The sequence below is a fragment of the Clostridium homopropionicum DSM 5847 genome (assembly GCF_001263795.1).
GTDB lineage: Bacteria > Bacillota > Clostridia > Clostridiales > Clostridiaceae > Clostridium_H > Clostridium_H homopropionicum.
Map to the genome: position 1 here is coordinate 95,952 of NZ_LHUR01000010.1, position 24,070 is coordinate 120,021.

A 24,070-nucleotide genomic window follows, 5' to 3' on the forward strand; every position below is an offset into this window, starting at 1 on the left:
TTATACTTATTTCTTTTTAAGTTTATCTTGGATTTCTAATTTGTGCTTGTGCAGCAGCAAGTCTTGCTATAGGTACTCTAAATGGAGAACAAGATACATAGTTTAATCCAACATTGTGACAGAATTCAACTGATGAAGGATCTCCACCATGCTCACCACAGATTCCTAACTTAATATTTTCTCTAGCACTCTTACCTAGCTTAACTGCCATTTCAACAAGTTTTCCTACTCCAGTTTGATCTAGTTTTTGGAATGGATCTGATTCATAAATGTTCTTTTCATAGTAGCTATTTAAGAACTTACCAGCATCGTCTCTTGAGAAGCCAAAAGTCATTTGAGTCAAATCATTTGTTCCAAAAGAGAAGAACTCAGCTTCTTTTGCAATATCATCTGCTGTTAGAGCAGCTCTTGGTATTTCTATCATAGTTCCTACTAAATATTTTAAATCTATTCCTTCTGAAGCTATAATTTCATTTGCAGTTTTAACTACAATATCTTTAACATATTTTAATTCTTTAACCTCACCAACTAAAGGAATCATTATTTCTGGAACTATGTTATATCCCTTATCCTTCTTAACCTTGATTGCTGCTTCAATTACAGCTCTTGTTTGCATTTCAGCTATTTCAGGATATGAAACAGTAAGACGACAGCCTCTGTGTCCCATCATAGGGTTAAATTCGTGTAAAGATTCAATAGTTGATTTTAAATGTTCAAAACTGATTCCCATTTCCTTAGCTAAATCCTGAATGTCTTCTTCCTCTGTAGGTAAGAATTCATGTAGTGGTGGATCAAGGAATCTTATTGTAACCGGTCTATACTCCATAACTTCGTATATTCCGATAAAATCTTCTCTTTGCATTGGCAATAGCTTAGCAAGAGCTTTTCTTCTTTGTTCTTCATTTTCTGATACAATCATTTCACGTACAGCTGGAATTCTAGCTTCATCAAAGAACATATGCTCTGTTCTGCATAGTCCTATTCCTTCTGCACCAAAGCCTATAGCTTGCTTTGCATCCCTAGGAGTGTCAGCATTAGTTCTAACCTTTAACTTTCTAATTTCATCTGCCCACGCCATAAATGTACCAAAATATCCTGTAATTTCAGGAGCTACTGTTTTAATAGCAGTTCCATATACATTTCCAGTACTTCCATCTAGAGAAATATAATCTCCTTCTTTATATGTCACTCCATTAGCTATAAATACTTTATTTTCTTCATCTATTTTTATTTCACCGCAGCCTGCAACACAGCAAGTACCCATTCCTCTAGCAACAACTGCAGCGTGAGATGTCATTCCACCTCTTCCAGTTAAAATACCTTCAGCGGCTACCATTCCTTCAATATCTTCTGGTGAAGTTTCAAGTCTTACTAAAACTACTTTTTCACCTTTTTCGTGTTTTTCCTTTGCATCTTGAGCAGTGAAGTATACCTTTCCACATGCTGCTCCTGGTGAAGCAGGTAATCCTTTAGCTATTGGAACTGCTTTTTTAAGTTCATCTGCATCAAAAGCAGGATGAAGTAATGTATCTAATTGTTTTGGTTCTACCTTTAAGAGAGCTTCTTCTTTAGTTAAAACCCCTTCTTCAACTAAATTAACTGCAATTTTTAATGCAGCTGGTGCTGTTCTTTTACCATTTCTAGTTTGAAGGAAATATAATTTACCTTGTTCGATAGTAAATTCCATGTCCTGCATATCTTTATAATGAGCTTCAAGTCTATTAGCTATTGACATAAATTCTCTATAACATTCTGGTAATTCTTTTTCAAGTTTAGTTATAGGTTGTGGTGTTCTTATACCAGCAACAACGTCTTCACCTTGGGCGTTAATTAAGTACTCACCGAAAATTATTTTTTCTCCAGTTGCAGGATCTCTTGTAAATGCAACACCTGTACCTGAGTTATCTCCCATGTTACCAAAAACCATAGATTGTACATTTACTGCTGTTCCCCAGCTAGAAGGTATGTCATTTAATCTTCTGTAAACTATAGCCCTTGGATTATTCCAAGACTTAAACACAGCTTTAACTGCATCCATTAATTGTTCTTTTGGATCTTGTGGGAATTCTTTACCCATTTCTTTAAGGAATAATTCTTTATATCTTTGCACAACTTTCTTTAAGTCTTCAGAATCTAATTCTGTATCATATTGGACGCCTTTTAATTCTTTTATTTCTTCTAAAATATTTTCAAATTTTCTTTTTTCAATATCAATTGCAACATCTGAAAACATTTGAATAAATCTTCTATAAGAGTCATAAGCAAATCTTTCGTTTCCAGTTAATTTTGCGACTCCTTCAACAGTTTTATCATTTAGACCTAAATTCAAAATAGTATCCATCATTCCAGGCATAGATGCTCTTGCTCCAGATCTTACAGACACTAGAAGAGGATTGTTAAAATCTCCAAATTTTTTTCCAGTAATCTCTTCTGTTTTTGCAAGAGCTTGCATTATTTGCTCAACTATTACATTGGAAATTACTTCTCCATCTTCATAATATTTTGTACATGCCTCTGTAGTAATTGTAAATCCTTGAGGAACAGGTATTCCTAAATTAGTCATCTCTGCAAGGTTTGCACCTTTACCCCCAAGGAGATTTTTCATTTCTGCATTTCCTTCACTAAAAAGGTAAACAAATTTATTATCCATCCTGAAACTCCCCTTTTGCAATAATAATATTTATATTTGTTTCGGGTCACCCCATTTAAAATAGAACCAAATCCCAAATCGTCCAACAAATTTCTAGGTGTTTTCACTGAGTTTTAGAAATAAACGAGTTATATTAGTTTTAGATAGTTTTCCAATAACCTTTACCTTATCCCCGTTTCCTTCTGAAATTCTTTCAATAACTGGAAGACTGTCTACTTCCCTTTCAATAATCTTTTTAGCAGCTTCATAAGCTGAATCTTCTGGTTCTACAAATACTATGTTAGGCATCCTAGTCATAATAATACCAACAGGAACCTTATTAATATCAGTACCACCAATAGCAGTTTTAAGGAAGTCTTTTCTTGATACTGCTCCGACTAAATAACCATTGTTTTCAATAAATATTGTACCCACATCATTTAAGAACAAATTTACTATAGCGTTATACACTGTAGTTTGCTCATCAATGGTAACTGGTTTAGTCATGACATCTTTAACTTTTATCTTTCGTATGTAGTCGTAAATCAAACTTGAGGAGGACTTTTGAGAACATATATACCCAACCTTAGGTCTCGCTTCAAGTATTCCTGTCATAGTAAGAATAGCTAGGTCTGGTCTTAATGCCGCTCTTGTAACACCAATTTTACTTGCTAATTGCTCACTTGTTATAGGCTGATTTGCTTTAACTAACTCAATAATATCTTTTTGTCTAGTTGATAAATTAATTTTTTTCACCTTCCTTTTACCCACCTTCATAATTATATCAAAAACTTTTTAAATAGTATAGCACTTTTTATCAAATTATATATCATTTTTACTAATTTTTCAGGTGAATAATATACTAATTAGTCATTATGCGTTGTTAAAAACAAAAACGACAGTATTATCTGCCGTCTTGTTTATTATCTTCTTCCCTTTTGTCCATATCATCAAAAGTAACTGTATATTTATATACAGTTTCCTCTTTATTTGATGATTCAACCTTTTTATCAAATTTGTCTTTTACATCAGAGGTAATATCTTCAACTTTTTCTTTCACGTCAGATCTAAAATCATCAACCTTTTCCTTTACATCATAAGTCATATTTTCAACTTTAACTTTTGCATCCTTAGCCTTATCTTTTATAATTTTGTTTACAATTTCTACAGAACCATCACTTTTAACTATTTCTATAGTTATTTTTGTAAATACCGCTGTTACAACTCCTAAAGCTAGGATAGGCGGCCATATAAGAGCAACTACTCCTGCTGCTAAACCAGCATTTACAGGAATATCTGTTAAAACTTTATTGTCTTTCTTAATTCTTATTCTTGTTACATTTCCTTTATTTACAACATCTTTAATCCATTTAACAAATTCATCTTTAGTAGTATACAAATCATCTCTTGAAACTTTTTGCTTATTTTCAATGTAAATAAGAGCATCTACTACGTTTCCATCACATTCTTCTAATGCCTCTTTAGCTTCTGTGTAAGTAACTTCTGTTCTTTCTCTTATTATGTCGATTTTTTCTAAGGATATTTCACCCATTTTATTCACTCCCTTTTAAATAGTTTAGTATTTCTAGGCTACTTGGCTTCTTTGAATAACATTGAGAAATAAATATACTTAAAATTTTAGATATTTCCTTTTTTATTTCTTCTGTTACATTAAGCCTAGGTATATTTTCTATTGTGACCCTATCTAAAAATTTTAATACATTATAGGAACCATAGCTCAAATTTAGCCCATTTAACTTATTGCACTCACTACAGGTTCCACCATGATATTGTATGCTTAAATAATTAGATTTATTTATTGTTTTATTGCAAATACAGCATTTATCGAAATTAAATCCATATCCTGTAGATTTTAATATTCTCAGTTCAAAAGCTCTTGCAAGAATCTCCAAATCTACTGCATTATTTAAAATTAGATAAAATGATTTAATAAGATCCTTAAACAACTCTCTATCACTTTCTTCTTCCTGTAATGCAATTATTATTAGTTCGCAAAGATAGGTACCATATGTAATTGAATTTATATCCTTTAGTATACCTTGAAAAGAATCAATTATTTCCACTTCATTTATAGTATATAAATTCTTTCCTCTGAATAAAATAAATTCTCCAAAACAAAAGGGTTGAGTGGATGATAGAAATTTGCTTTTACTTCGTTTTGCACCTCGTGCAATAGCAGATACTTTTCCTAGTTTATCAGTAAAAATCCATACTAACTTATCATTTTCTTTATAGTCTTGAGTTTTAAGTACAATAGCATTGGTTTTAAATATTGACAGACTACCATCCCCTAATTATATTATAACCTAATATTAGGAATAAATAACTAAATTATTTGATTCTTTTTTACTTTTCCTTATAACCAAGTTCCTTCAAAAGAAAGCTACTATCTCTCCATTCTTTTTTAACCTTTACCCAAACTTGAAGGTTTACCTTTGCTCCAAGGAACTTTTCCATATCTTGTCTTGAATAGGTAGAAATACGTTTAAGCATTTGACCTCCCTTACCAATTATTATTCCTTTATGTGAATCTTTTTCACATAATATATTTGCATCTATATTATACATACCTTTAGAATCTTTTTTCATTGTTAGTATCTCTATAGCTATTCCATGTGGGACTTCTTCTGATAATAACTTTAAGGCTTTTTCTCTAATGATTTCTGAAATTACAAATCTTTCTTGCTGATCTGTTATCATATCCTCTGGATAGTACTTAGGTCCCTCAGGCATATATTTAACCATTAAGTCTACAAGTAAATCAATATTTTTTGACTTCTTTGCAGAAATAGGAATTACCTCAGCAAAATTCATATATTGAGAGTATACTTGAAGAGTTTTAGCAACTAATTCTGGAGGATTTTCATCTATTTTATTAATTATTAAGAATACTGGCTTATTAGTATTTCTTAATCCTTCTAGAATCCTTTCATCTCCTTTTCCAATCTCTTCTTGTGGATTAGTCATAAATGCAATTAAATCCACTTCTCCTACAGTATCCTCTGCACTTTTAACCATGTATTCTCCAAGCTTATGTCTCGGTTTATGAATACCAGGAGTATCCACAAATATAATTTGAAAATCTTCCTTTGTAAGCATTGCTCTTATATTATTTCTTGTAGTCTGAGGCTTACAAGACACTATAGAAAGTTTTTCTCCAATAATGCTATTTATTAGTGTAGACTTACCTACATTTGGTCTTCCTAAGACAGTAATAAATCCTGATTTAAACATATTTCCTCCTTATTTCTCCAAATCCTCTTTAGTAAATGCCTTCGGCAGCATATCTTCTAACTTTTTTATTATATAGTCTTCTTCACTTTTTACTAAAATAATATCTGTATCTTTACTTCCAAACTCACTAATCACTTGTCTGCATATACCACAAGGTGATGTATATGTTGATAAATCTCCAACCACAGCTATTGCCTTTAATTTTTTATTTCCTTCAGCTACTGCTTTAAATATGGCAGTTCTTTCAGCACAATTTGTTGCACCAAAAGAAGCATTTTCTATGTTGCATCCACCATATATATTTTCGTCCTCCATAAGAACTGCTGCCCCAACCTTGAATTTAGAATAGGGCACATAAGCTCTCTCTCTATATTTTAAGGCTTCTTTTATTAATTTATTATATTTCATATTTTTCCTCCACAGGATAATTTATTAAATATACTAAGTGTATAAATTATACCATGTATTTAGTCCATTTCAAAATATTATAATATTTTGAATATAAGCAATGTAAGTAAGGAACCAAATATTCCCCCAACTAATACTTCCAATATGGAGTGAACCTCTGAATCTACTCTACTTTGTGCAACTATAAAAGCCATAATGTAACTAAGTATAATAACTGTAGGATCTTCTGTTAGCAATGCTATTGTTGTAGCTATAGAAAAGGCTATAGCACTATGGCCGCTTGGCATTCCCCCTTTAAGAGGAGTACCTTCCCCAAATATAGCCTTCACAATAACCGTTGCTAAAGAAACTATCACCAAGCTTAAAAAAATCATATATGGATTTGAATCCTTCACTTTTCTGATAACAATAAAAGTAAAGGGCATTAATCTATCTCCAAATATAATATACCCAACAAGAACAGAATTTATTGCAGTAATTAATACAGCTCCAGCAGCCACATTCTTAGCTATTTTAGCCAAGGGATGGTAGTAATTTGTTGTCGAGTCTATTGCACACTCTACAGCAGTATTAATCATTTCTGCTAATAATACCATTGTTATTGTTAAGGTAATTACTAACAGTTCAACTTTACTTAAATCGTAAAAAAAACATGCACTAAGTACTATCAATGACACAATTATATGTATTTTCATATTTCTTTGAGTTCTAGCAGCATATATTATTCCTTGAATAGCATAGTTAAAACTATCTACAAGTTTTTTTACTTTTTTAATTTAGATCACTACCTTCTTATATTAAAGTTTTCTAGTATTTCTTCCTCTCTAGGCCTCATTTTAGCCTTATCCTCTTCAGCCATATGGTCGTACCCTAATAAATGAAGTATAGAATGGACAGTAAGATAGGATACCTCTCTTAAAAATGAGTGCCCAAATTCTTCACTTTGTTCTTTTGCCTTTTCTAAAGAAATTACAACATCTCCTAGAATTAGTTCGCCTTCATTCAAGTCTTCAGTTCCAAATTTAAAGTCTAAATATACTTCCTTATATACCTTACCCTTTGGATAATGGAGCATTGGAAAGGATAACACATCCGTCACCTTATTAATCCCTCTTTGTTCTCCATTAATTTTCATAATTTTCTCATTATCAATAAATATTACACTTATTTCTGTTTTAATATTAACTTGTTCTTTATCTAGAGTATATTCAATTATTTTTTCTACATTCTGAATTAATTCTTCTCCTACCGGTATCTTATTTTGTCTATTGTCTATATAAATCATTTCAAAAATATCTCCTTTTATTTCTCTGTAGGATACTCTATTCTTTGATGATAAATTCCAGAAAGTGCCTTTAGAAAAGCTTCTCTAATATTATTTAAATCTTTTAATGTAAGATCACAATTATCTAATTGTCCTTCGTTTAACCTTGCCTTTATTATGTTATTAACCATTTCCTCAACCTTACCTTTTGTTGGCTCACTTATTGATCTTACAGCCGCTTCCACCGCATCAGCTAGCATTAAGATAGCTATTTCTTTACTCGTAGGAATTGGGCCAGGATATCTAAAATCATCCTCTTTTACTTCTTCAGGTTTATCACTATTATTCTTTGCAGTAATATAAAAATACTTTACAAGAGAAGTCCCATGGTGCTGTTGTATAGCATCTCTTATTTCCTTTGGAAGTTTATATTCTTTTGCAATCTCAACCCCATCTTTAATATGAGAGGTAATTATAAGAGTGCTTAAATTAGAATTAATTTTATCATGAGGATTGTCTTTTGTTACTTGATTTTCTTTAAAGAACATTGGTCTTCTTATCTTTCCGATATCATGATAATATGCACAGACTCTAGCAAGTACAGGATTTCCTCCTACCTTTTCAGTAGCCACCTCTGCAAGATTTGCAACTAAAACACTGTGATGATATGTACCTGGTGCCTCTAAAAGTAATCTCTTTTGAACCGGATGATTAGGGTTAGATAGCTCTAGAAGCTTTATAGTAGTTACAATATTAAATGTACTTTCAAATATAGGTAAAAAGCCTATTGTAAAAATCGCTGCAGTTATGCTTCCTGCAAAGGAATATCCTGCTTTTTTTAATACTTCAATAGCATTATTGCTAAGTAAAAATCCTACGCTTAAGGTTAAAATTACATTCATTACTCCTACAAATAATGCTGCATATAAAATATCATTTCTTTGCTGAAGCTTTTTTAAAGCTACTGCTCCAAGAATACTATTAATTATTGCTAACAAAGTTATTTCAATATTAAATTGTACTACAGCACTAATTAAAATACAGTTGATAATGTTTGAGGTGACTGAAACCTTATAATTAATTAGCAGTGTAAAAAGCATAGGAACACATGCTAAAGGAATTAAAAAAGGTGAAATAATAGCTATAGTTCTAGCCAGCAAAATAGATAAACAAGTTAAAATGCTGATTAGAATCATGTTGTTTGAGTCTAAATAAATTTCTCTATAGTATCTATAAAGATAAAACCATTGTAAAAACAGAGATAATAATACTAGTACTGCAACAGAGATATAAGTAAATTTATTGTCATTATTATCAAGAAGGCCTAAATCTCTTAATATTATCAAATCTCTTTCTGTTACTGGTTCTCCTTCTTTAACAATAATTTGCCCCTTTTTAATAGTAATTGGTTGAACAGACTTTTTAGCATCTGCCTTTAACTCATTAGTTTTTTCTTCATCATAAAAAAAGTTTGGCTTAATTTCTAGAGTACCAATCCTTATTCCTAAATCTCTAAGGCTTCTTGAAAGCTTTGAACTATTGAAATTTACGGAAATAGCATCTTGAGCTTTTTTCAAATCCTCTTCATTATCTTTTCTAATATCTAAATCTAATACCTTATCCATAATATTATTCAAGTTTTCTTGTAGTGTTTTTAGCTGAGCTTTATTAAGACTTACCAAAACCCTTAGTTCATCTTCAGATAAATTAACTTGAGTTTCTTTTTTTAATTGTTCAATTTTTGCATCTTCACTTAAAGTAGTATCAATTAGCTTGTTTGCTTTAAAAAAAAGATTATCTAACTGGTCAATAGCTTGATTCTTTATTTCTAAATTTTTATTATATTGCAATGGTACAGCTTCTGCCTTTTGTTGCTGCTTTTCTTCAGTCTTTAAAGTGTCTGTAACTTCTTTTGTTGCTTTTATATCAACCTTTGCAATATCGCCTTCTTTTAAGGCGTATTTTTTAGTAACAAGGGAAGTGACTATTATTGCTGATAAAAAAATAAAAGTAAAAATAAAGGTGAGTATTCTCTTAAAATGATTTCTTTCAATAGTATCTCTAATTTTAATCATCTTATATCACGTCCTTAAATTTTATCCTTTTCTCAAGTTTAATTTAGATTAGTTAGTTTTTATGTTTTCATTACTTTCCGTATTATTTTCAAGTTTTTTTGATTCTGCAATATTTTCCTCAACAATTAATACTACTCGAACTTTATACTTATCTTCTTCAAATTTTGAATCTATAACCTTATCTACTATTCTAACAGATTTATCTAATTTTACAATTATGTTATCTAAAAGTTCTTTTGATACCGCATCTATTATTTCCTTTTCATCTAGTTTTTTTGTCTTTTCTTCCAATTCATAATATATATTTTCTTTTATAAAAAACTTATTTGCTTCTACTTTATCATATATTTTAAATTTATTTTTAGCTTTTTTTATAAAAATGTTCTTACCGAATAAGTTTACATATATTTCTTTTTCTTCATTACCGGTTCTTTTCTTTTCCTTAATTACTGTATTTACATATGCTACTTCCTCATAGAAAGTCCTTGCTATTACATCTGCTTCTGCATGTACTAAATAAGTTTTACCTTCTGCACCCTGTTCTCCTTTGACTAAAACATCTCCTTTTTTTACAATATCTCCATTCTTTACTACAGCTGTTCCTGCTTTGCTATAAACTCTAACAATTTCTCCATCTTTATTAGCAACTATATTACTCGGTGTATTTTCATTCTCTACTTCTGGAGGTCCTTGCCTTTCTGCAAGCTTAATATTTAATGAAGTCCCTTCAATTCTTGCTCTTACCCACATAATATCTGAATTTTCCATTACAAGCTTCTCTTCTAGTTTATAAACATCTATCTTGTCCTTATAAATTCCAGACCTTATTCCTAGATTTTTTAATTGGCTTCTTATCTCATAAGGAGAAATGTTTTTTTCTGTTTCAATATTTATTCTCCAAATAAAATTTGAAAGATAATAAATTATTGCAGCAAATAATATTGCACCTATAATAAGAGTTTGTCTTTTTTTAGTTTTGAGTATAAAAAAGGATATGCCTCTTCTATTTAATATTATAATTCTTGTTCCAGTTTTTTTAGCTATTTCACTTATAGTGCTGTAGTCCTTTAAGTTACTGTCAAAATGAACAGTAGTAATATCTTTTTTATTTATATTCCTTAGATTAACATTATTCTTCCATAAAAGGTTAATAAATTTTTCTGGCATTATTGATTTAATTTCTATTTTGATAATACCTTTTTTATATTTGCTAAAGCTGAAATTTTTCATAAACTATTCCCCTCATAAATAATATCTTTGAACTTTCCTCCGATGATAATAGTGCTTCCACCAATAAATATTATTTCTAACTTTTTCCCTCGAAGCGATACTACCCCAACATTGGAGTTTATTTTTATTTCATTTTCTTCAAATATTATTATACCTTTATGGTTTTCGATAACTATTTCACTATCCCCAGTAATAATAATTTTGGGTATGTTCAAAACAACATCTCTAGGAAGCCCCAGCTTTTCTGCAAAGTTTTCCTTTGTATTATAAAATTTGCCTCTCATTTATGTTCCCCTTATTAATTGTTACATAATAATTTATGAATCTAATTAATAATAAATTACTAAATTAAGGCAAAATAAAAGACCCAGTTTACACTGGATCTTATACAAGCTATACAGCTATTATATTAACTTAAATTCTGTTTTACCAATAAGCTTACAAGGGAGCCATCTGCACGACCTTTTAGTCTTGTCATAGCAAGTGACATCACTTTTCCCATATCTTTTATACTATTCGCCCCGGTCTCGTAAATTACTTGTTGAACTATATCAGCAATTTCTTCTTGGGTCAACTGCTTAGGAAGGTACTCCAATAAAATCTCTATTTCAGAATTAGTTTGATCAACTAAGTCTTGTCGATTTGCCTTTTCAAATTCGGCAACGGCTTCTTTTCTGCGTTTTACTTCCCTAGAGAGAACTTCAATAATTTCTTCATCATCTAAAGTTCTATTGTCAACTTTTTCGGACTGCAAAACTGCAGCTTTTGCCATAGTTATAGTACTGGCTCTCAATTTATCTTTGTTTTTCATTGAGACTTTCCAATCCTCTTGTAATTTTTCTTTAAGAGACATACCTGAGCTACCCTCTTTCAATAATTCTTATCTTACCTTTGTCTTTCTTCTTCTTGCTGCTTCTGATTTTTTCTTTCTTTTTACGCTTGGTTTTTCATAATGTTCTCTTTTTCTAACTTCTGATAAAACCCCTGCTTTTGCACAAGATCTTTTAAATCTCTTTAATGCACTTTCTAATGTTTCATTCTCTCTTAATTTAACTTCTGACACCGATTATCCCTCCCTCCATAGCAGTATTAAAACCTAAGTACTTTGAAGTGTACGAGGGCAAAATAGCACATTGGTAATTATACAACATAATTTTACAAGCTGTCAACTGTTTTCAGCACTTTACTAAATTTTCATATTATTAACCTGGTGGCCAATTCAATTTTCTTCCACCGATTATATGAAAATGAATATGTGGTACTTCTTGTCCTCCGTCTTTGCCACAATTTAGTACAACTCTATATCCGTTTTCTTTGATATTCATTTGCTTTGCAATATCTTTTATAACTCCTAAAGAATGAGCCATTAAATTCAAATCCTCATTAGCAATCTCATTTATATCCTTTATGTGCTTTTTAGGTATTAGGAGAACATGAATTGGAGCTGTTGGATTAATATCTTCAAAACCAAGTACCATATCATCTTCATATATTTTTTTACATGGTATCTCACCTTTTATGATTTTGCAAAAGATACAATCTTCCATGTTTATCACCTCCTTAACTACTTATCTTATATTCAACATTATAATAGATTTTCCTTCTAAAAAGGACTATTTTTATAAAATTATTTCTCCTAAAATAAAATCTTCTTTTACTTCTTTAAGAATAACATTTATAACTTTTCCAGTTAAATCTTCCTTACTTTCTGCAACTACTTTAATATAATTTGGAGTATACCCTTCATAAGAGTTCTCCATATAATTACTTCCTTGTTCAAAAAGTACGCTCATTTCTCTTCCAATAAATTTATTCATAAACTCTTTCTCATTTTCTTCATTGAGCTTTATAAGCCTTTTGCTTCTTTCTTCTTTTACCTTTCCATCAACTTGATCTTCAAACACAGCAGCTCTTGTTCCAGTTCTTGGACTAAACTTAAATATGTGCATTTTAGATAACTTGATCTCTTTTAAAAATTCATAGGTTCTATTAAACTCTTCTTCAGTCTCTCCTGGAAAACCTACAATAATATCTGTTGTAATAGAAACGTCTTTAACGTTCTTTCTAAGAGAATCTACTATTATCTTATATTGTTCTGTATTATATTTTCTATTCATTCTTTTTAAAGTTTCATCACAAGCACTTTGAAGAGATAAGTGAAAATGAGGACACAGTTTTTTTAGCTTACCTATATTACCTATTACTTCTTGACTAAAAAATTCAGGACCTATAGAACCAATTCTAATCCTATTTATTCCTTGAATTTTTTCAATTTCTTGTAGAACCTTCAATAGATTCCAGTTACCTTCTAAATCAACTCCATAGGAAGAAATATCAATACCAGATAAAATAATTTCTTTAAATCCATGTATTGCAAGTTCTTTTACCTCATTTATTATAGTTTCTGGATTTTTACTACATACTGCTCCTCTAGCAAAAGGAATAAGACAATAAGAGCAAAAATTATTACATCCATCTTGAATTTTTAAGAAAGCTCTAGTTTTTTCTTGATAATTTTCTATTCTCAGGTCTTCAAATACTTTATCTTTTAATACCTCATTAACCATTACAATTGATTTATTTTCTTCTCTTGCTCTATTAACCCAGTAAACTATTTCTCCTTTGTTTCTAGTTCCTAAAATAACATCCACATCTCCTATTTCAGAAACCTTTTCTGGAGCTATTTGAGTATAACACCCTACAGCAGCAATAATTGCATCACTGTTTCTTCGTTTTGCCCTAGAAATCATTTGACGAGATTTTTTATCACTCATATTTGTAACCGTACAGGTATTAATAACATAAACATCTGCAGCATCTTCAAAATCAACAATTTCGTATCCGCTTTTTATAAATTTTTCAGCCATTGCTTCAGATTCGTATTGATTTACTCTGCAACCTAATGTAGCAAAAGCAACCTTCATTAAAGTTTTCCTCCTAAATCTCCTAATTCGTACATAATTAAGCCTAAACAGATAAAACCAGCAGTCTCAGTTCTCAATATTCTAGGACCTAAGGTTATAATATTAGCACCTGTAGCTTTAAGTGAAGCTATCTCTTCCTCTTCAAAGCCGCCTTCAGGACCGATTACTATAGCAACTCTTTTAACTTCTTTTATTATACTATTAACCATTTGCTTAATTCCATAACCTTCTGCATTTTCATAAGGAACTACTACTAAATCCATGTACTTTAGCTGATTAATAAGTTCCTTAAAATCTATAACATCATTAATAACTGGAACAATGGTCCTTTTGCTTTGTTTGCAAGCTTCAAAGGCGATTTTATTCCACCTATCCAACTTTTTAGTGTCTTTATTAATTTCCCCTAAAGAGGACAGCACACGTTTTGTAATCACTGGAGTAATTTCTTTTACCCCTAATTCTGTGCACTTTTGAGAAATTAAATCCATTTTAGGCCCCTTAGGGAATCCTTGGTAAAGATAAACTTCAATTGGGCTTTCATTATTGATTTCTAATTTATCTATCAGTTTTACCTGTACACTATTTTTATTAATATCAATTATTTCTCCAATAAATTCTTCTCCTTGGCAATTGTTTATGTTTACTTTTTCTCCTTCTTTAAGCCTCAAAACCTTATATATATGTTTTACATCTTCGCCTTCTATAACTGCTATATCATCATCTATATTATCTTGGCTTACAAAAAATTTATGCATAGTACTTCTCCTTTTCTAAGCCTTTGCAATAATACAGCACCATTCTCCGTCTGTATTGATTTCTTCAATAGTGAATCCTAACTGCTCTAATTTATTTATAACATCATCTTTTCTGCTTAATATAATTCCAGAAGATATGAAATAGCCTCCTTTTTCAATGAACTTTTTCACATCATCAGAGAGTATTATGATTATATCAGCAAGAATATTAGCAACTATAATATTAGCCTTTCCTTCTACTACATCCATCAAATTTCCATATAATATTTCAATATTTTCTAAATTATTAAGCTTAACATTTTCTCTTGCAGAATCTACTGCTACAGGGTCTAGATCAACTCCGATAACTTTTTTTGCATTCAGTTTACCAGCAGTAATTGCAAGTATTCCAGAACCTGTTCCTATATCAAATATAGTTGAATTGCTGTTTACATACTTTTCCAAGGCCTGAATGCAAAGTCTAGTTGTTTCATGAGTTCCTGTTCCAAAGGCCATACCTGGATCTAATTCAACAATTACTTCCCCTTCAGATTTTTCGTATTTTTCCCATACAGGTTTAATAATTATATTTTCCCCTACTCTTGTTGTTTTATAATATGCCTTCCAATTATTTTCCCAATCCTCTTCATCAACTCTTTTTACAGTTACTGTTCCTTCACCCTTATCAAAACCGAATTTATCTAAATTCATTAAACTTTCTTTTATGTATTGTAAATAACCATTGAATTTTTCATCTTCTTTATAATAGGCCTTTATTACTGCTCCTTCTACTCTATCTAAAAAGTCCACCTCTACCCAGTCAAAGCCATCGTTACTCTCTTTCTTTTCTTTAATATCTTGAGCATCTAAAATCGCAACACCATGCACTCCAGTATTATACAATATTCCAGTCACCGCTTCTGCTGCTTCACTACTAGTAACGATTTCTACCTCTAACCATACTTTATCCATCCAAGTATCTCTCCTTTTATCCTCATATCTTCTCAATATTCGATATTAACTTATTATAATTCAACTGACCTTATATGTAAACTTAAAAAACTTGTTTCTCTCATAAGGAGAGAAACAAGTTTTTTACTTAAAATTTTTCTTAATTTTATCAACAAAAGACTCCTTATTGTTACCTTCAGAAACCTTTTCTCCAGTAGCTTCCATAAATGCTATTAGTGCTTCTCTTTGCTTATCATCTAAGTTTTTAGGAACATCCACAATCAATTTAACATATTGATCTCCTCTTCCATGTCCATTGACTTTTGGAACACCTTTACCCTTTAATCTAAAAATAGTTCCTGGTTGTGTTCCTGCTGGTACTTTATATTTTACATCTCCATCAATAGTAGGAACCCTTATCTCAGTTCCTAAAGCTGCCTTACCAAAACTAATGTGTTCTTCGATGGATATGTCAAATCCTTTTCTTGAAAATACTTGATGTGGAGCTACTCTAATATTTACATATAAATCTCCACTTGGTCCACCATTTTTACCTGGTTCACCTTGTCCCCTAAGAGGAAGTACATTGCCTGTATCTACTCCAGCTGGTACCTTTATTTTTATCTTTTTATTTTTTCTTACAGTTCCCTTACCGTGGCAACTAGTACAAGGACTATCAATAATATTTCCCTTTCCTCCACACTTATCACAGGTACTCGTTGTTACAAAGCTGCCTAATGGAGTACTTCTTTGATATTTTACTTGACCAGTTCCACCACATTTATCACAGGTTTTTGGACTTGTGCCTGGCTTTGCTCCTGTTCCATTACAAGTATCACAATTTTCATTTTTGGATATAGATATTTCCTTTTCCACACCAAAAACCGCTTCTTCAAAAGTAAGACTTATTGTATACTCTAAATCTGCTCCTCTTTCTGGACCATTTCTTCTTCTCTGAGAAGAAAATCCTCCAAAGAAAGAGTCAAATATATCTTCAAATCCTCCCATTCCTGAGAAATCAAAACCACCAGCTCCGCCAGCTCCACTAAAATCAGTAGTTCCAAATTGATCATATTGAGCTTTTTTCTGAGGATCTGAAAGTACTTGGTATGCTTCATTTATGTCCTTAAACTTTTCTTCTGCCTCTTTATTGCCTTGATTTCTATCTGGATGGTATTGCATAGCAAGCTTTCTATATGCCTTTTTAATTTCATCTTCACTTGCACCTTTTGGTATTCCTAAAACATCGTAGAAGTTTTTATTAGCCATCCTTTTTTCACCACCTACTGCTTTCTAAAACTTAAATTAAGGGAAGGTTAAAAACCATCCCCTTAATATCTTGCCTTTTCTAGTATACACAATTTATTTGTCATCTTCAACCTTGAAATCAGCATCAACTACGTTATCATCTTTTTTCTCTGCACCAGCACTACCAGCATTTCCTCCCATATCTCCCATGTTAGGACCAGCTTCTGCACCTGGTTGTTGATATATCTTAGATGATATTGCATAAAATACTTGTGTTAAATCTTCTGTAGCTTTCTTAATAGCTTCAGTATCAGTTCCATCTTTCACTTTCTTTAATGCTTCTAGTTTTTCTTCAACTTGATGTTTATCTTCAGCAGATACTTTATCTCCTAATTCTTTTAAAGTCTTTTCAGTTTGATATGCTACTGAGTCTGCATTATTTTTAACTTCTACTGATTCTTTTCTCTTTTCATCTTCAGCAGCAAACATTTCTGCTTCTTTAACTGCCTTATCAATTTCAGAATCATTTAAGTTTGTTGAAGCTGTAATTGTTATATTAGCCTCTTTTCCTGTTCCCTTATCTTTAGCTGAAACATTTAAAATTCCATTAGCATCAATGTCAAAAGTTACTTCAATTTGAGGAATTCCTCTTGGAGCAGCTGGAATTTCACTTAATTGGAATCTTCCTAGAGTTTTATTGTCTCCAGCCATTTTTCTTTCACCTTGAACTATGTGAATTTCAACTGAAGTTTGACCATCTGCTGCAGTTGAGAAAATTTGGCTCTTTCTTGTAGGAATTGTTGTATTTCTTTCAATAAGTGGAGTTGCAACTCCTCCCATTGTTTCAATTCCAAGTGTAAGAGGTGTAACATCTAATAGCAAAATATCTTTAACATCTCCAGTTAAAACACCTGCTTGTATTGCAGCACCCATAGCAACAACTTCATCTGGGTTTACTCCCTTTGAAGGTTCTTTACCTGTAAACTTTTTAACAGCTTCTTGAACAGCTGGAATTCTAGTTGAACCTCCAACTAATACAACTTTGTCTATATCGCTTATAGTTAAGCCTGCATCACTTAAAGCCTTTCTCATTGGCTCGATTGTAGCTTCTACTAGGTCTGATGTAATTTCATCAAATTTAGCTCTCGTAAGATCCATATCAATATGCTTTGGACCTGTAGCATCTGCAGTGATAAATGGTAAATTAATGTTAGTCTTTGTTGATGAAGATAATTCAATTTTTGCTTTTTCAGCTGCTTCTTTTAATCTTTGAAGAGCCATTTTGTCATTTCTTAAATCTATACCATAGTTAGCTTTAAAATCTTCTGCTATATAATTCATTATTTTATCATCGAAGTCGTCTCCACCAAGCTTTGTATTTCCGTTAGTAGCTTTTACTTCAAATACTCCATCACCAAGTTCAAGAATTGATACGTCAAAAGTACCGCCACCTAAGTCATATACAAATATTTTGTGGTTTTTATCCATTTTATCAAGACCATAAGCAAGAGCTGCTGCTGTTGGCTCATTAATTATTCTCTTTACTTCAAGTCCTGCAATCTTTCCAGCATTTTTTGTTGCTTGTCTTTGGCTATCATTAAAATATGCTGGAACTGTAATAACTGCTTCTGTTATAGTTTCCCCTAGATATGCTTCAGCATCCGCCTTTAGCTTTTGAAGAATCATTGCAGAAATTTCTTCCGGAGAATACTTCTTGCCATCTATGTTTACTCTATAATCTGTTCCCATATGTCTTTTTATAGAAATTATTGTTTTATCTGGATTTGTTATCGCTTGTCTTTTTGCTACTTGACCAACTAATCTTTCACCATTTTCTTTAAATGCTACAACTGATGGAGTAGTTCTTGATCCTTCAGCATTAGCTATAACAACTGGATTTCCACCTTCCATAACTGATACACATGAATTCGTAGTTCCTAAATCAATACCTATAACTTTTCCCATTTTTTTACCTCCTAAAATATATGTGATTTAATTAAAAATATATTAAATAAGTTAATTTGCAACTTTAACTAAGCTAAATCTTAAAACCTTATCGCCTTTTTTATAACCCTTTTGAAATACTTCTACAATATGATTTTTTCCATAACTCTCATCTTCAATATGCATAATTGCATTATGATAATTTGGATCAAAACCTTCTTCTATTTTTATTTCTTCTACATCTAGCTTATTTAATGCATCTTCAAATTGTTTTAAAGTTATCTCTATTCCTTTTTTCAAGTCTTCTGCATTTCCTTCAGCAGCGGCAGCTCTCTCTAAATTGTCTAAAACAGGGAACATATACTTTAAAACATCAGAGCATGCATCTGTATACAATGCTTTCTTTTCTTTTTCTGTTCTTTTTCTAAAATTTTCATACTCAGCATTTATTCTTAGAAGTCTATCTTTTAATGTTTCTACTTCATTTGATAATTTCTTATTTTCTTCTGCCAAGCTTTTATTTTGAGAAGTCAATCCTTCTATTTCACTTTCAGTTTTATCCTTTTGATCTAATTGTTCAAACTCAATATCTTCATTTACTTCTGACTCCTCAAGAGTTTCTTCAACCATATTATCCTCTTCATTTATTGCTTCTTCTTTAATTTCATTTAAATTTTCGTCATTTACCATTTTTTCACTCCTACCTATCATCCGAATATTTTTTATCTACACTCTTATTTATCGTCATAACCATATTAGTCAATAGTGAAATAACTTTAGAGTAGTGCATTCTAGTTGGTCCTATAACACCTATTGTCCCCATAGGTTTACTGCCAATACTGTAGACCGCAGAAATTATGCTGCAATTTTGAGCATTTTCTATAGAATTTTCTTTACCAATTTTTATGGTAAAACTCATTCCATCGTTTATATTTTCTAAGCTATTAAAAATTAATTGCTTCAATACATCTTTGTTATCAATTAATGATAAGAATTCTCTTGCTCTATCTATATCGTTATATTCAGGGTAGTTAAAAATATTTGATGCACCTTCATAATATATTTCTGAATTATCAGCTTTTGTTAGTGATTCATAAAGCACAGTAATAATAGCATCAAAAATATCCTCATATCCTGTTAAATCTCTTTTAAGTTCGTTTATTACTTTTAGATTTATTTCCTCAATAGTTAGATTTGATAATCTATTATTCAAAAGCAATGAAATTCTTTGTAATACTTGATTATTTATAGGCTTATTAAGTCTTATTATCTTATTGTCAACAATACCATTTTGAGTAACTATTACAGCTACTATATTGTTTGAATCAATAAACAGTAACTGAATTAGTTTAATTGAACTGTTTCTAACTGAAGGAGTATTTACTACACAAGTTAATTTTGTAAGCTCTGATAAAAGGTGAATAGATTTCTTTAGTATTTTATCTACCTCATAAAGAGCCTCTCCAATAAGCTCATTTTTTATCATTAGTTCTTCTTGCTTTGTTAATTTAGGCAGCTTAATAAGCTTATCAACGTATAACCTATATCCACTATCAGAAGGCTTTCTACCAGATGAAGTATGAAGCTGTTCAATTAGCCCCATCTCTTCTAAATCTGACATTTCATTTCTAATAGTAGCTGAACTTATACCTAAATCATATTTTTTTGATATTGTCCTTGAACCTACCGGTTCTCCAGTTGAAATGTAATCATTAATAATAGCCTGAAGTATCTTGATTTTCCTATCATCTATTCCAAAAAAGTTATCCACCTAAATCACCTCTTTATTAGCACTCATATCAACTGAGTGCTAATAACTACGATTTAAAGTTATCACTCTACTATTTTTTTGTCAACTTTATATAATTTAGAAAATTATTTATTATATCCAAATTTAATAAACAATTATATGTTTTCTTTATAATTCTCTTTTTTTCTAAGCTTTTGTATACATATTATCGGTCTTGTATAAAATCACTCATAATCACATTGGAAATTTCAATACCCTTTTGCGAAAGCGCCAAATATCCTTCTTTTTCAATTAACAAACCATTATTTTTATATTTTTCTATTATATCTCCGTATATTTTATAGATTGACATATGAAATCTACCTGAAAATTCCTCCAATAAAATTCCTTGAATTTTCCTTAGTCCCATAAAAATAAACTCTTCCATATCAGCTTGAACTGTATTCTTCGATCTATCAATTATAGCATCTCCATTTTTATTTATTAGTCTAATATAATCCTCTATTTTATTATGATTACTGTATCTATATCCTTCATAATAAGAATGGGCTGCTGAACCACATCCAATATATTCTTGAAGATTCCAATAAACCATATTGTGTCTACATTGGAAATTGCTCTTAGCAAAATTTGAAATCTCATATTGTCCATAGCCTTTTTTATTTAAGTATTCTAAGGTATACCAATACATCTCTCTTTCAATATCTTCACTAGGCAAAATAATTTTGTCTAACTTTTCTAATTCATAAAAAGCTGTACCTTCTTCAATTATTAAGCTATAACAAGAAATGTGCTCAGGGCTCAGACAAGTAACTTCTTTTAAGGTTTCCTTCCATTGTTCCAAGCTTTGATTAGGTATTCCAAAAATTAAATCAATATTTACGTTATTAAAGCCAAAATCTCTAACTAGAGTAAAAGTATCCAAAAATTCTTTGTAGGAATGTATTCTGCCAAGCTGTTTTAAATGCTCATCTTGCACTGCTTGAAGTCCTATACTTAATCTATTGACTCCCATTGACTTAAATAACGACAATTTATCTTTATCTATAGTTCCTGGGTTACATTCTACAGTAAACTCTGTTTCCTTATCCTTCTTTAAACAATCAATACTTTTTTTAATAATATTCCACGCTTCTAAAGATAAATAGGTGGGAGTCCCCCCACCTATAAAAATTGTCTTCATGTTCATGTCTCTTAAACTATCTATTTCCTTAGAAAGAGCTTTTGCATAGCTTAGCATCAGGTTTTCCTTACACCCATAGGATGGGAAATCACAATACAAACACTTTTGCTTGCAAAATGGAATATGTATATACAAAGAAATATCTCTTTTCATACTACGCTCCATTCTAAATTTTTTAATCTACTTTCAAAATAGACATAAATGCTTCTTGTGGTACTTCTACACTACCAATTTGACGCATTCTCTTTTTACCTTCCTTTTGCTTTTCAAGAAGCTTTCTCTTTCTTGAAATGTCTCCACCATAGCATTTTGCAAGAACGTCCTTTCTCATTGCCTTTACTGTTTCTCTAGCAATAATTTTAGCTCCTACAGCAGCCTGAATTGGAATTTCAAACATTTGTCTTGGAATTACCTCTTTTAGCTTCTCAGCAATAGCTCTGCCCTTATTATATGCCTTTTCAGATGGCACAATCATAGAAAGAGCATCTACAACATCTCCGTTAAGCAGCATATCTAGTTTAACAAGATTAGCTTGTTTATATCCGCTTAATTCATAGTCCAAGGATGCATAACCTCTTGTTTTAGATTTTAACATATCAAAAAAGTCATATATTATTTCGTTTAATGGAATATAATAATTTAACACTACTCTAGTTGTTTCAATATATTCCATATCTATAAATACGCCTCTTCTATTTTGACAAAGCTCCATAACCGATCCAACGTAATCAGAAGGAGATATAATAGCTGCTTTTACTACAGGCTCCTCCATTTTTTCTATCTCAGTTGGATCAGGTAAATTAGTTGGATTTGTAATCTCCAGCATTTCTCCACTTCTTTTATATATTTTATATATAACAGAAGGAGCTGTGGTAATAATGTCTAAGTTAAATTCGCGCTCTATTCTTTCCTGTATTATCTCCATGTGAAGTAATCCAAGGAAACCGCATCTAAATCCAAAGCCCAAAGCAATAGAAGTTTCCGGCTCAAAAGCTAGGGCAGCATCGTTTATTCTTAGCTTTTCCAAGGCTTCTTTCAGTTCATCATATTTTGCTCCATCAACAGGATAAATACCACTGTATACCATAGGCACTGCTGGTCTGTACCCTTCCAGAGGCTCACTTGCTGGCCTTAATGCTTCCGTAATAGTATCACCTACAGCTGCGTCTCTAAGATTTTTAATTGAAGCAGTTATATAACCAACTTCCCCAGCACTTAACTGAGGCATTGATAAAAATCCTGGGGTAAAAACTCCAACCTCTGTTACTTCATACTCTTTTTTACTCGCCATAAATTTAATCTTTGTTCCTACTTTTACAGTACCCTCCATTATTCTTACATAGGATACTACGCCCTTATAGCTATCATAATAAGAATCAAATATTAATGCCTTTAGAGGTGCTTCTTCATCACCAGCTGGTGCTGGTACCTTATCTACAACAGCTTCTAATACATCCTTTATATTCAATCCTGTTTTAGCCGAAACTAAAGGAGCATCATGAGCTTCTATTCCTATAACATCCTCAATTTCCTGAATAACTTCATTTGGTCTTGCACTTGGTAAATCTATTTTATTGATTACTGGAACTATTTCAAGATCATGATCAAGAGCAAGATAACAGTTTGCAAGAGTTTGAGCTTGAATACCCTGAGTAGCATCTACTACAAGAATAGCACCTTCGCATGCTGCAAGACTTCTTGAAACTTCGTAGTTAAAATCTACATGCCCTGGAGTATCAATTAAGTTCAATATGTATTCTTCTCCATTATCCCTTTTATAAACTAGTCTTGCTGCCTGTGACTTTATTGTAATTCCACGTTCTCTCTCTAATTCCATATTATCTAGAACTTGATTTTCCATCTCTCTGTCAGTTAAAGTACCAGTTGCCTCTAACAATCTGTCTGCAAGAGTTGATTTCCCATGATCTATATGAGCTACTATAGAAAAATTTCTTATATATTTCTTCCTATCCTTCTGCATTGTAATTTTACCCCCATTGCACGTAATAAATCCTATAAATTATAACATATTATTCTAGATATGTGTCAACTATACTTAATGCTTTACCTTTAATATTTTCTATTACATTGCCATTAATAAAGAAAGTATACTTATTTGTATCTATTCTAAAGTCAAAGGGAGATGAATTATACAGAATTCTCACTTTTGGAATTACAACTTTTTCTTCTGTTTCACGATCTTTTAAACTTATTTTTTCTATCTGGTATTTTTCTGGATATGTAAGCACATCAGCCATCATATCTAAATCTCTTGACTTATTCTTATTATCATAAGCTTTATTTTCATCCTTTATATCTTCTAAAATTCCTGAATATATTTGTCTATTTAAATTATAATTTACTACCGCAAGCCCAGTAACAGTTACAAATATAAATAATACAAATGGTATTATAATAGCTTTCCTTTTATACATAAAAAAGTACCTCCTTTTATTCATTATTAAGGATGTACTT

24 protein-coding genes are annotated in these 24,070 nt (G+C 31.2%); all 24 read right to left on the reverse strand.

All coding sequences use genetic code 11. From position 1 onward, the window contains the following. Positions 1 to 22: 22 nt before the first annotated feature. A complete protein-coding gene (gene ppdK, locus CLHOM_RS01730) occupies positions 23 to 2,650 on the reverse strand; it encodes a pyruvate, phosphate dikinase (RefSeq protein WP_052219957.1) in 2,628 nt (875 codons plus the stop codon). A 93-nt stretch (positions 2,651 to 2,743) separates the two neighbouring features. Beyond that, positions 2,744 to 3,385 carry a transcriptional regulator CcpN gene (ccpN, locus tag CLHOM_RS01735; protein ID WP_139205641.1) on the reverse strand — a complete coding sequence of 214 codons (642 nt, stop codon included), beginning with the start codon at positions 3,383 to 3,385 and terminating at the stop codon, positions 2,744 to 2,746. Between the two features lie 148 nt (positions 3,386 to 3,533). Beyond that, positions 3,534 to 4,181 (reverse strand): DUF4342 domain-containing protein, encoded by a 648-nt coding sequence (locus tag CLHOM_RS01740; RefSeq protein ID WP_052219959.1) that lies wholly within the window; start codon positions 4,179 to 4,181, stop codon positions 3,534 to 3,536. A 1-nt stretch (position 4,182) separates the two neighbouring features. Continuing rightward, the gene (recO, locus tag CLHOM_RS01745; protein WP_052219960.1) at positions 4,183 to 4,929 is read right to left on the reverse strand and encodes a DNA repair protein RecO; all 747 of its coding nucleotides are present in this window, start codon (positions 4,927 to 4,929) and stop codon (positions 4,183 to 4,185) included. A gap of 67 nt (positions 4,930 to 4,996) precedes the next feature. Continuing rightward, the gene (gene era, locus CLHOM_RS01750; protein WP_052219961.1) at positions 4,997 to 5,884 is read right to left on the reverse strand and encodes a GTPase Era; all 888 of its coding nucleotides are present in this window, start codon (positions 5,882 to 5,884) and stop codon (positions 4,997 to 4,999) included. A gap of 9 nt (positions 5,885 to 5,893) precedes the next feature. Beyond that, positions 5,894 to 6,292 carry a cytidine deaminase gene (locus CLHOM_RS01755; RefSeq protein WP_052219962.1) on the reverse strand — a complete coding sequence of 133 codons (399 nt, stop codon included), beginning with the start codon at positions 6,290 to 6,292 and terminating at the stop codon, positions 5,894 to 5,896. A gap of 77 nt (positions 6,293 to 6,369) precedes the next feature. Beyond that, a complete protein-coding gene (locus CLHOM_RS01760; RefSeq protein ID WP_052219963.1) occupies positions 6,370 to 7,068 on the reverse strand; it encodes a diacylglycerol kinase in 699 nt (232 codons plus the stop codon). Between the two features lie 8 nt (positions 7,069 to 7,076). Beyond that, positions 7,077 to 7,577, reverse strand: a complete 501-nt coding sequence (gene ybeY, locus CLHOM_RS01765; RefSeq protein WP_052219964.1) for an rRNA maturation RNase YbeY — start codon at positions 7,575 to 7,577, stop codon at positions 7,077 to 7,079. 17 nt (positions 7,578 to 7,594) lie between these two features. After that, on the reverse strand, positions 7,595 to 9,631 hold the full coding sequence (locus CLHOM_RS01770; RefSeq protein WP_052219965.1) for an HD family phosphohydrolase: 2,037 nt from the start codon (positions 9,629 to 9,631) through the stop codon (positions 7,595 to 7,597). A 48-nt stretch (positions 9,632 to 9,679) separates the two neighbouring features. Further along, a complete protein-coding gene (yqfD, locus tag CLHOM_RS01775; RefSeq protein ID WP_052219966.1) occupies positions 9,680 to 10,861 on the reverse strand; it encodes a sporulation protein YqfD in 1,182 nt (393 codons plus the stop codon). Beyond that, on the reverse strand, positions 10,858 to 11,145 hold the full coding sequence (yqfC, locus tag CLHOM_RS01780) for a sporulation protein YqfC (RefSeq protein ID WP_052219967.1): 288 nt from the start codon (positions 11,143 to 11,145) through the stop codon (positions 10,858 to 10,860). Before yqfC ends, yqfD begins: the two co-directional genes overlap by 4 nt. Before the next feature lie 125 nt (positions 11,146 to 11,270). Continuing rightward, on the reverse strand, positions 11,271 to 11,714 hold the full coding sequence (locus tag CLHOM_RS01785) for a GatB/YqeY domain-containing protein (RefSeq protein WP_052219968.1): 444 nt from the start codon (positions 11,712 to 11,714) through the stop codon (positions 11,271 to 11,273). 27 nt (positions 11,715 to 11,741) lie between these two features. After that, positions 11,742 to 11,924 (reverse strand): 30S ribosomal protein S21, encoded by a 183-nt coding sequence (gene rpsU / locus CLHOM_RS01790; protein WP_052219969.1) that lies wholly within the window; start codon positions 11,922 to 11,924, stop codon positions 11,742 to 11,744. Between the two features lie 139 nt (positions 11,925 to 12,063). Then, positions 12,064 to 12,408 (reverse strand): histidine triad nucleotide-binding protein, encoded by a 345-nt coding sequence (locus CLHOM_RS01795; protein WP_052219970.1) that lies wholly within the window; start codon positions 12,406 to 12,408, stop codon positions 12,064 to 12,066. Positions 12,409 to 12,480: 72 nt separating this feature from the next. Then, the gene (gene mtaB, locus CLHOM_RS01800; protein ID WP_052219971.1) at positions 12,481 to 13,785 is read right to left on the reverse strand and encodes a tRNA (N(6)-L-threonylcarbamoyladenosine(37)-C(2))-methylthiotransferase MtaB; all 1,305 of its coding nucleotides are present in this window, start codon (positions 13,783 to 13,785) and stop codon (positions 12,481 to 12,483) included. Beyond that, a complete protein-coding gene (locus tag CLHOM_RS01805; RefSeq protein ID WP_052219972.1) occupies positions 13,785 to 14,540 on the reverse strand; it encodes a 16S rRNA (uracil(1498)-N(3))-methyltransferase in 756 nt (251 codons plus the stop codon). Before CLHOM_RS01805 ends, mtaB begins: the two co-directional genes overlap by 1 nt. Before the next feature lie 15 nt (positions 14,541 to 14,555). Beyond that, positions 14,556 to 15,491 (reverse strand): 50S ribosomal protein L11 methyltransferase, encoded by a 936-nt coding sequence (gene prmA, locus CLHOM_RS01810; protein ID WP_052219973.1) that lies wholly within the window; start codon positions 15,489 to 15,491, stop codon positions 14,556 to 14,558. 123 nt (positions 15,492 to 15,614) lie between these two features. After that, positions 15,615 to 16,739 (reverse strand): molecular chaperone DnaJ, encoded by a 1,125-nt coding sequence (gene dnaJ / locus CLHOM_RS01815; RefSeq protein ID WP_052219974.1) that lies wholly within the window; start codon positions 16,737 to 16,739, stop codon positions 15,615 to 15,617. Between the two features lie 93 nt (positions 16,740 to 16,832). Next, a complete protein-coding gene (gene dnaK / locus CLHOM_RS01820; protein ID WP_052219975.1) occupies positions 16,833 to 18,683 on the reverse strand; it encodes a molecular chaperone DnaK in 1,851 nt (616 codons plus the stop codon). A 51-nt stretch (positions 18,684 to 18,734) separates the two neighbouring features. Beyond that, positions 18,735 to 19,352, reverse strand: coding sequence for a nucleotide exchange factor GrpE (grpE, locus tag CLHOM_RS01825; RefSeq protein ID WP_242846724.1), 618 nt, complete (start codon positions 19,350 to 19,352; stop codon positions 18,735 to 18,737). 10 nt (positions 19,353 to 19,362) lie between these two features. After that, positions 19,363 to 20,433: a heat-inducible transcriptional repressor HrcA gene (gene hrcA / locus CLHOM_RS01830; protein WP_082204334.1), complete on the reverse strand. Its 1,071-nt coding sequence runs from the start codon at positions 20,431 to 20,433 to the stop codon at positions 19,363 to 19,365. Between the two features lie 184 nt (positions 20,434 to 20,617). After that, entirely contained in the window at positions 20,618 to 21,748 is a 1,131-nt protein-coding gene (gene hemW, locus CLHOM_RS01835; protein ID WP_052219977.1) for a radical SAM family heme chaperone HemW, read from the reverse strand. A 22-nt stretch (positions 21,749 to 21,770) separates the two neighbouring features. Further along, positions 21,771 to 23,576 (reverse strand): translation elongation factor 4, encoded by a 1,806-nt coding sequence (lepA, locus tag CLHOM_RS01840; protein ID WP_052219978.1) that lies wholly within the window; start codon positions 23,574 to 23,576, stop codon positions 21,771 to 21,773. 49 nt (positions 23,577 to 23,625) lie between these two features. Continuing rightward, positions 23,626 to 24,030: a hypothetical protein gene (locus CLHOM_RS01845; protein ID WP_052219979.1), complete on the reverse strand. Its 405-nt coding sequence runs from the start codon at positions 24,028 to 24,030 to the stop codon at positions 23,626 to 23,628. Positions 24,031 to 24,070: the final 40 nt, after the last annotated feature.

Coding starts and splice junctions, on each gene's coding strand:
- dnaJ (WP_052219974.1), bottom strand. CDS start 16,739: ATGGCTAATAAAAACTTCTACGATGTTTTAGGAATACCAAAAGGTGCA.
- ybeY (WP_052219964.1), bottom strand. CDS start 7,577: ATGATTTATATAGACAATAGACAAAATAAGATACCGGTAGGAGAAGAA.
- CLHOM_RS01740 (WP_052219959.1), bottom strand. CDS start 4,181: ATGGGTGAAATATCCTTAGAAAAAATCGACATAATAAGAGAAAGAACA.
- CLHOM_RS01770 (WP_052219965.1), bottom strand. CDS start 9,631: ATGATTAAAATTAGAGATACTATTGAAAGAAATCATTTTAAGAGAATA.
- mtaB (WP_052219971.1), bottom strand. CDS start 13,785: ATGAAGGTTGCTTTTGCTACATTAGGTTGCAGAGTAAATCAATACGAA.
- hemW (WP_052219977.1), bottom strand. CDS start 21,748: ATGAAAAGAGATATTTCTTTGTATATACATATTCCATTTTGCAAGCAA.
- CLHOM_RS01785 (WP_052219968.1), bottom strand. CDS start 11,714: ATGTCTCTTAAAGAAAAATTACAAGAGGATTGGAAAGTCTCAATGAAA.
- lepA (WP_052219978.1), bottom strand. CDS start 23,576: ATGCAGAAGGATAGGAAGAAATATATAAGAAATTTTTCTATAGTAGCT.
- yqfD (WP_052219966.1), bottom strand. CDS start 10,861: ATGAAAAATTTCAGCTTTAGCAAATATAAAAAAGGTATTATCAAAATA.
- ppdK (WP_052219957.1), bottom strand. CDS start 2,650: ATGGATAATAAATTTGTTTACCTTTTTAGTGAAGGAAATGCAGAAATG.
- CLHOM_RS01755 (WP_052219962.1), bottom strand. CDS start 6,292: ATGAAATATAATAAATTAATAAAAGAAGCCTTAAAATATAGAGAGAGA.
- grpE (WP_242846724.1), bottom strand. CDS start 19,352: ATGGTAAATGACGAAAATTTAAATGAAATTAAAGAAGAAGCAATAAAT.
- era (WP_052219961.1), bottom strand. CDS start 5,884: ATGTTTAAATCAGGATTTATTACTGTCTTAGGAAGACCAAATGTAGGT.
- CLHOM_RS01805 (WP_052219972.1), bottom strand. CDS start 14,540: ATGCATAAATTTTTTGTAAGCCAAGATAATATAGATGATGATATAGCA.
- prmA (WP_052219973.1), bottom strand. CDS start 15,491: ATGGATAAAGTATGGTTAGAGGTAGAAATCGTTACTAGTAGTGAAGCA.
- CLHOM_RS01845 (WP_052219979.1), bottom strand. CDS start 24,030: ATGTATAAAAGGAAAGCTATTATAATACCATTTGTATTATTTATATTT.
- yqfC (WP_052219967.1), bottom strand. CDS start 11,145: ATGAGAGGCAAATTTTATAATACAAAGGAAAACTTTGCAGAAAAGCTG.
- CLHOM_RS01795 (WP_052219970.1), bottom strand. CDS start 12,408: ATGGAAGATTGTATCTTTTGCAAAATCATAAAAGGTGAGATACCATGT.
- dnaK (WP_052219975.1), bottom strand. CDS start 18,683: ATGGGAAAAGTTATAGGTATTGATTTAGGAACTACGAATTCATGTGTA.